This window comes from Leptospira gomenensis, assembly GCF_004770155.1.
Lineage (GTDB): Bacteria > Spirochaetota > Leptospiria > Leptospirales > Leptospiraceae > Leptospira > Leptospira gomenensis.
Genome location: NZ_RQFA01000004.1, coordinates 46,852 through 56,494, shown reverse-complemented (window position 1 = coordinate 56,494; position 9,643 = coordinate 46,852). Strand labels below are relative to the sequence as shown.

7 protein-coding genes and 1 pseudogene are annotated in these 9,643 nt (G+C 46.3%); 5 read left to right on the top strand and 3 right to left on the bottom strand.

Translation table 11 applies throughout. The features are described from left to right. Positions 1–261 precede the first annotated feature (261 nt). A pseudogene (gene flgG / locus EHQ17_RS00240) lies at positions 262–1,023 on the top strand (flagellar basal-body rod protein FlgG); the annotation flags it as partial. Between the two features lie 171 nt (positions 1,024–1,194). On the opposite strand, the gene EHQ17_RS00235 reads toward flgG, so the two are convergent. Then, positions 1,195–2,349, bottom strand: coding sequence for a DNA methyltransferase (locus EHQ17_RS00235; protein WP_135590703.1), 1,155 nt, complete (start codon positions 2,347–2,349; stop codon positions 1,195–1,197). 187 nt (positions 2,350–2,536) lie between these two features. Here EHQ17_RS00235 and EHQ17_RS00230 point away from each other — a divergent pair, with 187 nt between their 5' ends. Genes EHQ17_RS00230 through EHQ17_RS00220 form a run of 3 tightly spaced genes read left to right on the top strand, consistent with a single transcriptional unit; the run spans position 2,537 to position 6,193 of the window. Then, the gene (locus EHQ17_RS00230; protein WP_135590747.1) at positions 2,537–3,052 is read left to right on the top strand and encodes a hypothetical protein; all 516 of its coding nucleotides are present in this window, start codon (positions 2,537–2,539) and stop codon (positions 3,050–3,052) included. A 12-nt stretch (positions 3,053–3,064) separates the two neighbouring features. Continuing rightward, entirely contained in the window at positions 3,065–3,937 is an 873-nt protein-coding gene (locus EHQ17_RS00225) for a penicillin-binding transpeptidase domain-containing protein (RefSeq protein ID WP_425460660.1), read from the top strand. Positions 3,938–3,985: 48 nt separating this feature from the next. After that, positions 3,986–6,193: a cation:proton antiporter gene (locus EHQ17_RS00220; protein WP_135590705.1), complete on the top strand. Its 2,208-nt coding sequence runs from the start codon at positions 3,986–3,988 to the stop codon at positions 6,191–6,193. Between the two features lie 23 nt (positions 6,194–6,216). Here the strand turns inward: EHQ17_RS00220 and EHQ17_RS00215 are convergent, their stop codons facing one another. After that, positions 6,217–6,765 carry an XRE family transcriptional regulator gene (locus EHQ17_RS00215; RefSeq protein ID WP_246057288.1) on the bottom strand — a complete coding sequence of 183 codons (549 nt, stop codon included), beginning with the start codon at positions 6,763–6,765 and terminating at the stop codon, positions 6,217–6,219. A 991-nt stretch (positions 6,766–7,756) separates the two neighbouring features. On the opposite strand from EHQ17_RS00215, the gene EHQ17_RS00210 reads away from it, so the two are divergent. Continuing rightward, positions 7,757–8,848, top strand: a complete 1,092-nt coding sequence (locus EHQ17_RS00210; RefSeq protein ID WP_135590707.1) for a DNA-methyltransferase — start codon at positions 7,757–7,759, stop codon at positions 8,846–8,848. Between the two features lie 196 nt (positions 8,849–9,044). Here the strand turns inward: EHQ17_RS00210 and EHQ17_RS00205 are convergent, their stop codons facing one another. Further along, on the bottom strand, positions 9,045–9,530 hold the full coding sequence (locus EHQ17_RS00205) for a DUF4395 domain-containing protein (RefSeq protein WP_135590708.1): 486 nt from the start codon (positions 9,528–9,530) through the stop codon (positions 9,045–9,047). Between the last annotated feature and the right edge of the window lie 113 nt (positions 9,531–9,643).

Below are 9,643 nucleotides of genomic sequence, written 5' to 3'. Positions count from 1 at the left end.
GTAGGAAGTCCGGTGGGGCGCAGGAGAGCGTTGTTGTCCGGTGGGGCGCGGATTCGTTTGTAGAGTGAACTTGTGCGGGAACTCACACAGAAGAGCGTTGTTGTCCGGTGGGGCGCGGATTCGTTTGTAGAGTGAACTTGTGCGGGAACTCACACTTTTTCCTAATTTTGTCTCTTTTTCTCCGAATTTTGCGGGGATTCTCTTCACCAATTTCGAAAAACAACCGAACTTGAATACAGACAAGAGGGTTACCGGACTATGATGCGTTCTCTTTGGACCGCCGCGACGGGAATGATCGCGCAGCAATTTCACATCGATACGATTTCGAACAACTTGGCCAACGTGAATACGACCGGTTTTAAAAAGAACCGCGCGGATTTCGAGGATTTGGTTTATCAACATCAGGTTCTTGCGGGAACTCCCGCAACTTCCGTAAGCGAAATTCCGACGGGAGTCAACGTAGGCCATGGTGTGCGGGCCGCCGCTTCTCAGAAATTATTCGAAATAGGATCCTTCCAAGCTACCGGAAACAAGCTGGATATGGCGATCACCGGAGAGATGGGATTTTTCAAGATCCAAATGCCTGACGGAAGTTTTTCGTATTCGAGGGACGGATCCTTCAAGATCGATTCCAATCAGCAGGTAGTGACGTCTAACGGATATCTTTTGGAGCCGCCTCTCATACTTCCGGAAGGTGCGATCCTAAATACCCTGATGATCTCCGAACAAGGAGAGGTGACGGTAAAGGTCGGCGCCGATATCCGACCGATCGTGATCGGGCAGGTGGAATTGTATCGTTTCGTAAACCCGGCCGGACTACAAGCAATCGGAAAAAATTTATTTCAAGAGACCGTCGCGTCCGGGCCGGAAATTCCGGGTACACCGGGGATGGAAGGTTTCGGGAACGTACTTCAGGGATTTCTCGAAATGAGTAACGTGAAAATCGTGGAAGAGATGGTGAATATGATCGTCGCACAGAGGGCCTATGAATCCAATTCGAAAGCCATTCAAACTTCGGACAACAACGCTCTCCTGTGTGAGTTCCCTCACAAGTTCACTCTACAAACGAATCCGCGTCCCCCACCGGACAACAACGCTCTCCTGTGTGAGTTCCCACACAAGTTCACTCTACAAACGAATCCGCGCCCCACCGGACAACAACGCTCTCCTGCGCCCCACCGGACTTCCTACAACTTATTTAAAATTTCGAAACACGACACAACGGTTCGAATTGGTTCCTTTCTCGTTGTTCGAAACGTTCCAGCAATTGGAAAGTTTCGTAAACTTTTGGTCGTTGATAAAGGTCGTCTCCCATTGCAAACCGGAATCCGCCGAGGCATCGATCACGGATTCATCCAAATTGACGATCGTTTTCCCTTGAGTAACATCCCCCACTTCGACGACACAAACTCCGCCCGGTTTCAAAACCCGAGACAATTCTTCCAAGGTTCCTCGGATAAAATCGCTCCAACCCGACAAGGTCGAAAAAATACTCGGCTTTTTGTCCTCGGGAAGATCGATCTCTAAAAACCAATACCGAAGCCAGTTATCCTCTTCGTAATTCACCTTATCGAGAAACGGAGGAGACGTGATCACGAGATCCACGACGGAATCCTCAATGGATTCCAAATGTAAGGAAGAATGATTCGTATAGCGGTTTCTACCCGAAAACTCGTGATAAAACGGAGGTAAGGCGGTTTTCAGATCCCGTTTCATCTTCTGCAGAATTCTAGGTTTGACCTCTTTGTAGACGGGTTGGATTCCCCGTTTTTCGTTGTTACGTTTTTGCGCCGCGGCGGGAATGGAAATCTGAGGGAAACTATAAACCGAAAAAAATCCGTCGCTGTGTCCGTGTAATCGGGAAAGAGCCGTGACTCCAATGTATTGAACTTCGGGCGAAGAATCTTGAGACAAAATTCTCCGTAAATTTTTGATCTCGTTGAGAGTGTCCTTGTGATAAAAGGCCAAAAGGTCCTTATCTTCCTTTTCCTCTCTGGATTTCTTTTTCAAATCCATCCGATCCAAAACGCGCTGCATACTTTCCAAGGAAGGAATATTCTGCCTCGACTTCGCCAAAAACAAGGACATAGGACTGATGTCGTTGTGAATCGCGGCGTGTCCTTCCAGATTCGCCTGAATGGAAGTCGTACCTCTTCCGCCGAACGGATCCAAAACGATTCCTTTACTTTCGGAAAGATATTTCCCTAAAAAAAACGAAGGAAGTTCCGGTTTGAAGGAAGCGCGATAACTCACGCCGTAATGGATCGGATGAGATTGTCTCTGACGGGAAGTCCAGAATTCTCCCGTCTGAATTTTTCTTTCTTTTCGTTTGAGTGCGGTAGACGACATCCAAAGGCCTCGTATGGCTTGATTGTCGGAAACCACATCGGATCTCAGGCAAAGAAAACTTCCCCGCCCACCGGAAACGAAAATGAAAACGAAAACTGAACCGCAAAGCGGCATAATCCTATTTGAATTTTGTGCGCCCCTTATTTTTATGGAGGAGCGGACCACTTTTAAAAAGCCCGCTCCTCGTATGAAAAAAACCTCCGCCCCTCCTACCGTGCAAACCCTGGATCTCGAATTCGAAAACGAAATCTTTTGGAATCGCTGGTTCGAACGCATCGGACTGCTCTTCGGATACGGAGCCTACATAGTCTGTTTTATCTTCGTCTTCGGTTTAAAATGGGAAGCCGTTAAATACGCCTCCCTTTTTTACCTGGGATTGTTTACGCGTATTTCCAGCTTGTTGATCGGAAAATACTACGAGATACCGAACGTATTCCGCAATCTTTTCTCGGACGACCCGAAAATCGTATCCGCCAGTAGGGAATATCTTTCCCTACATCGGGAAAAGGCCTATCGAAGACTCGCTTCCAAAATTTACGGAATGAACGACGCTTCGGAACTCTACCGCGCGGACGATTCCCAACTCGAAAGAATACTCGCGCCCAAACTCGAAAAACCTTGGAAAAAGGCGGGAAAAAGATATTTCTTTTTTATTTATATACCGATCGCGATAATTTCGATTTGCATCGCGGCGTATTTCTGATTCCATCGTGTTTTGGTGAATCGTTTTCTTCTTTTCATTCTGAACGCAATCTTGCTGAGCGTAACAAGTTCCTGCCTGGGCGAATCCTATCGCTCGGAATTACCTCCGATGTCTTTTTCCGAAAAAAAAATAACCGCGGAAGAAGGAAAATACGTCTGCGCGATTTTGACGAACGTAACCGCGAGAAACAAAATCTACTTTCAAAAAGAAGAATGTTCTAATAAAACCCCGCCTTCTTCCCTGTATCACGCGGTCCTCGCGCTCGCCGCGCTGGAAAACGGATATCTCAAAGAGGATCAATCCCTGTTTTTCTGGGACAAAACCAGATATCCGTATATACGCTGGCAAAAGGATCAGAATTTGGGATCCGCAATGGAATATTCGGTGCAATGGTATTTTACGAAACTCTGGAACGATATCGGACCGGAAAAAGGAAAACAACTATTGGAACGCGCATCCTCGTTTTCCGAACCGCTTCCCGCGAATCGAAACACATTTTGGAACGACGGTTCGTACGTCGTTTCCCCTTCGGAGTTTTCCGATTTTTTAATCCGACTTCAGGAACCACCTTCCCCATTCCGTAAAAAGACGATCCAAACCGTTTTGCGACATTTAAAACGAAATCCCGGCTCAGTTTCCAACGCTAGCGGAACGCACGACCTTCCTGGCGAATGGAACGGACTCCAGGACTTCGTCTCGGACTCCGCGTTTTATTCGGACAAAAACGAAAGCCATTCCTGGTTTTGGACCTCGTTTCAAAAGGCGGAGACGAATTGGCTTTTGCTCGTCCGGGTCCGATCCGTCCAAGGGCCCGCCGTTCCTCTCGAAGCCGCGAAATTCGCGGCCAAAATACTTCAGGAAGAATCCCTTTTAAAATCTGAATGACGGCACCGTAATTCGACCGGATTCTGCTCCCGGAGGCGTTTTTATCGGATGAAAAAGATATCCTTCTTTTACATTTTTCTAATATTCGGTTTCGTACTTTTGTTGGGGCTGATCCTACGCTCCGGCGAACGGCTAAAACTCGAAAAGGAACGATGGCATTCCGTCGAAAACGTATCCTCCAAAACCGAGGCGACCCGAACCGCGGTGGAACGACCCGGTTTTCTGGACTTCGATTCGGTCGGAAAGATATTTTCCGAACATCTGAAACAACCCGTTTCCAGACTTCTTCTACAACTCATCGTGATCATGCTCGCGGCGAGAGGGTTCGGTAAACTCGCGACGATCTTAGGACAACCCGCGGTCATCGGTGAAATCCTCGCCGGAATTCTTCTCGGTCCTTCTCTGCTCGGATTTCTCTTTCCGCAAGGGTTCCAACTTCTTTTTCCCAAAGAATCGCTTTCTACTCTGCAGATACTGAGTCAGTTGGGACTTTTGATGTTCATGTTCGTCATCGGAATGGAACTCGATCTAAAGGTTCTCAAAAATCAGGCCGAATCCGCGGTGGTGATATCGCATTCAAGTATCATGTTTCCGTTTTTACTCGGAGCAGGACTCGCCTATTTTCTTTATATACCGCTCGCACCCAAGGGAGTGGACTTCATCGCATTTTGTCTTTTTATGGGAATCGGAATGAGTATAACCGCATTTCCCGTTCTCGCAAGAATCATACTCGAAAAGGGTTGGACCAAAACCGCGTTAGGCGGTCTTGCCATAACGGCCGCCGCCGCGGACGACGTGACCGCGTGGTGTATACTCGCGATCGTGGTTACGATCGTAAACGCGGGTTCCTTTTCTTCGGGAATTCTCACGATTCTCATGTCGCTCGCCTATATGCTCGTTATGTGGAAGGGAATTCTTCCTTTGATGAGACGCGCGGGCAAACTGTACACGACCAAAGAATCGATGACCAAAACGATATCCGCTTCCTTCTTTCTGTTCATCTTCGTATCCTCATGGATCACGGAAATCATAGGAATCCACGCTCTTTTCGGGGCGTTTTTGGCGGGAGTCGTAATGCCCGACAAAAAGGAACTCAGAAGTAATCTCGTGGACAAGATCGAGGACTTCAGCCTCACCGTGTTACTTCCTTTGTTTTTCGCATTCACCGGTTTACGCACCAAATTCGGACTTCTCTCGAGTTCCGGACTTTGGCCCGTATTTTTTCTGATCCTATTCGTCGCCGTATTGGGGAAGTTAGGCGGAAGTGCGGTCGCCGCGAGAATCTCCGGAAAGAACTGGAAGGATTCGCTTTCGGTCGGAGTTCTTATGAATACCCGCGGTTTGATGGAATTGATCGTTCTCAACATCGGTTACGATCTGGGAATCCTTTCCGAGGAGATATTCTCCATGATGGTTCTTATGGCGCTTACGACCACGGTCATGACCGGACCGGGTCTAAAACTTTTAGACCTTCTATTCTCCCGCGAAACGAAATCCGAGACCGAAACGAACGACGGCGTCCTGATCTCCTTCGCGCAACATTCCAGAGGATTGGAATTATTAAGAATCGCTTATGGACTTTTTCCGGAAAAGAAAAAAGAAAGGGAAGTTACCGCGGTCCATCTTTCTCCCGAATCGAACATATCCGAAACACACGCCGAAAAATACGAAACTTCCAGCTTCACACCTCTGAAAGAACTCGCGGACGTTTTGGGAATACGACTGAAGACGATCTACAAAACTTCCACCAACATCACCAAGGACATCGTCCGTATTTTGGAAGACGGAGATTTTAAACTTCTTTTGATCGGTGCCGCGCGTTCCTTTTTTTCGGACGATATACTCGGAGGAAAAATCCGCACGATCCTAAGCGAAACGGAATGTAACGCGGGAATTCTTTTTTCGACTAGATTGGAAAACGTAAAAAACATTCACGTTCTCTTCGGCGGAGAAAAAGACATGGGCCTTTTGCGGATCGCGAAAAGGATTTCGGACAACTACGGATCCAAACTTTCCCTTGTGGACATGAACGGATCCTTGGAACTACTTCCCGCAAAATCGAAGCAGAGTCTGAAAAAGGAAAAAATAAAAATCCTTCCGGCTCACAAAGGTTCCGCGGATTGGAAACGATACGATCTGATTTTATGCGATCTGGATCTTTGGGAAAACAATCCCGAATTTAGGGTAAACGAACTTCCCCAAGGTGGAGGATTACTTTTGATCCGTTCCGTGGACGGTTTTCTGCCGGAAAGCTAATATATGTGAAATTTAGAATATTCTTATAAACTAACGGAGGAACTGATCCAAAAAAGACGGGCTTTGTCACGTCCCGGGTTGAATATCTCCTGCAGGTCCTTGGCCAAGAAAACGGCCGTATCACCCGGAGAAAGTTGATTTTTCTTTTCTCCGAAAACGAATCCGACTTCACCGAAAACCAAGGAAACGGTCTGCGACTTCTGCTTTTGAAACCAAATCGGCGAAGGATATCTGCCCGGCGCCACTTCCACTTCCAAAAACTCCAGATGATTCTCCTCGTCTTTGAACAAAACTCGGGCGCTCAATTGATCCTTATGAAGCGAAAGAAGTTTAGATTCTTCTTTCTTAAATACCTTCGGGCCGTGTAGGGAAACGTCGGGTAAAAAATCCGCCACCTGAGTGCGAAGAGCTTTGGACAATTTCCAAAGTATCGCGATGCTAGGAGTAGTCTTTCCGGTTTCTATCAAACCCAACATTCCTCGACTGACCTGAGCGATTTGTGCGACCTTCTCCATGGAGAACCCTAACTCCAGTCTTCGTTTTCGAATTTTATCTCCCAAAAAACTGGTCAAAAAATCGTCCGGAGTTTTTCCAGAAGAATATCGAAAAGGAGTTTCTGTATCTAAGCTAGATGTCGTCATCGTTTGCAAGTGAGCCGCTTTACTTGTAAATTTTCTCTTCCAAGAGATTCCTTTTCTTTCGAGTTACGAACTCAGCAAAAAAAACCCGGATTCCCCGGGGTTAGAAAAGGGTCTTTTCAAAAAAAAGTTAGAGTTTAGTGAATCCGAAGATTCACCAAAAAAAACATCTCAAAAAGGAAACCTAGCGTCAATCACTTTTCTGCTATAACATATAAAATTGATTCATATATTAGAAATTCCATAGAATATATTTGACTTTAGGTAAAAATATTCAACATAAACATCAAATTGATAAGATTCTATCCAATGATACATATCCGAACGAAACCTTGAGATTTTGCAAAACCGCATCGAAAAAAATGCGAAACCGAAAAAAACTCGGCCGGAACGATCCAAACGATTCACAGAAATCGACACTCGGTCGCAAAGAAGACTCAGGGAGAGAAAAAGAACCGGAAGCACAAACGCGGAAATTTTTTTCCAATCGCCACGATCACCAAAGACTCGATTTTAGAATTCGGATTTTTTAATCCGAAGAAATCCCGGGAAATCCGAAGTCGTTCGTTTCGTGCGAAAAAAAAGATTTCCCGAGTCGTGGGTCCAGATCCGAAAAACGCTCAACGATTGCCGTGCTCGCACTAACAACACAAGGATCCCATCTTAGAAAATTGTACGCCTATCTCGCAAACGATCCGAGACGCGACCTTCTTCGATTTCTTTTTTGTCGTACGAAATCGCGACTTGGGAAAGAAAACGATTCGCGCAAGGATCCAACGGACCGATACTGCGAGTTCTCTTCCCCTTCGTTTCTCGTAAAAAAGAAGAACGAATAAAACGATACACAAACGTTCCGCATGGATCCGTTTTTCGAATCGTTTTGAGTGGACAGGGAATCGAACGGAAGGATCCTATTTCGTATTCAATGTTTCGAACGACTCACAAAATTTCCGTCCGAGATTCGAGGGACGTATTTCCTCTCGAAGATCAATCCGTGGATTTGATCGTCACTTCTCCTCCGTATCCGATGATCGAAATGTGGAACGATCTATTTTTCGGATTTTCTTCCGAGATAGAAACTTCTTTCGAATCGGATCCGGATCTTTCGTTTGAAAGAATGCACCAAGAGCTGGACAAAGTTTGGAAGGAATCCTTTCGAACTCTCAAAAAAGGCGGCTTTCTCGTGATCAATATCGGAGACGCTACGCGTAAAACCGTTTCCGGATTTCGAATTTTTATGAATCACGCGAGGATCATTCAGAACTGTAATTCCCTGGGTTTTTTCAGCCTTCCCGGCGTCCTCTGGAGAAAACAAACCAATTCCCCGAACAAGTTCATGGGCTCCGGAATGCTTCCCGCAGGCGCGTACGTAACGTTGGAACATGAACATATTCTAATATTCAGAAAAGGTGACAAACGAAACTTCTCCACCAAAGCGGAAAAACTGGCACGCGCGGAAAGCGCTTTTTTTTGGGAGGAAAGAAATCTCTGGTTCGGAGACGTATGGGATTTTAAGGGGAAAAAACAGGGTTTGGAAGCACAGTCCGGAAGGGAAAGGAGCGCGGCGTATCCGTTGGAGTTGGCCAATCGTATCGTACTGATGTATTCCCTCAAAGGCGATTTGGTTTTGGATCCGTTTTTGGGGACCGCAACCACTACGTTAGCCGCCATCGGAAACGGAAGAAACTCGATCGGTTTCGAATTGGATCCTCATCTTTCGCAAAACCGTTTTCGGGATCTAGTTTCCTTAAAAGAGGACTTGAATTCCATTTCCGAAAGAAGGATTTCCAACCACGAGTCCTTTGTAGAAAACAGAAAGGCGGAAGGAAAACCGTTTCTTCACTTTAATACTCGTCTTAGGACTCCGGTCGTAACCGCTCAGGAAAAACTTCTTTGTCTGGACCGGATCGAAACGCTGGAACAATTGGATGAGAATACGATCCGTGCGGATCACGTTCCTCTTTCCCAGACCGAATCTCCTTTGCACTTGAAACCGGCTTCCGCGGTGCAAACGTAACGGCGACTTTCGATTCTCCGACAAACGCGCGTTTTACGACCGACGCTTTCCCGAGATTACGGATAACGTCCGTTTTTTGAAGTCGTTTCGTCCATGTCCGTTTTTTTGAAGTCGTTTTATCGTTTTTTAGTAAATTCTAAACTTCTCATTTCGCTTATCAAAATCCCGTTCCACCGCCCCTTCGGATATTCTGCGCTTATCGTTTCGGACCCGAGGTCAGACGGTTGCAACGTTCGCAGATTTCCGAAGGGATGATCCCCCAACGCATCAGATATCCGAACACGAAACATCCTGCGCAAAACCCGACGACGGATTCCAAGGCCGCAAAAAAGGAAAGAATTCCGAGGACGATCCGAAAAACGAAGACTTCTCCCGTCGAGAGTAAAATCAAGGAAGTCAAGCTGAGTAAAAAACCCAGACTCTGGGCGAAACGTTTGGGCGGTCCGGCGACGGGTTTATCTCCGAAACCGAATAGAGGAACGATTCCATGGATCGCCAACTTCGCAAAAATAGAAAACTTCGGTCCATATAAAACGCGCGCTGCAAAACCGTATGAAAGCGCCGCGTTTAGCCAAATCGATTCCGTAAACACTGTGATCATAGAAAGAATCAAAACCAATCCAGCCACGGTTCGTGCCGCAGACTCATTGACGGTTTCCGGAAAACTGCCGATGGAAAACATTCCCCCTCCTCTTCCATAACGATCTCATTTTATCACAGGAAGTATATTTTATGATAAATAAATCAGAATAATTCCGCAATCTTTTTATTTTTTTCATTATAACAGAAAATAAT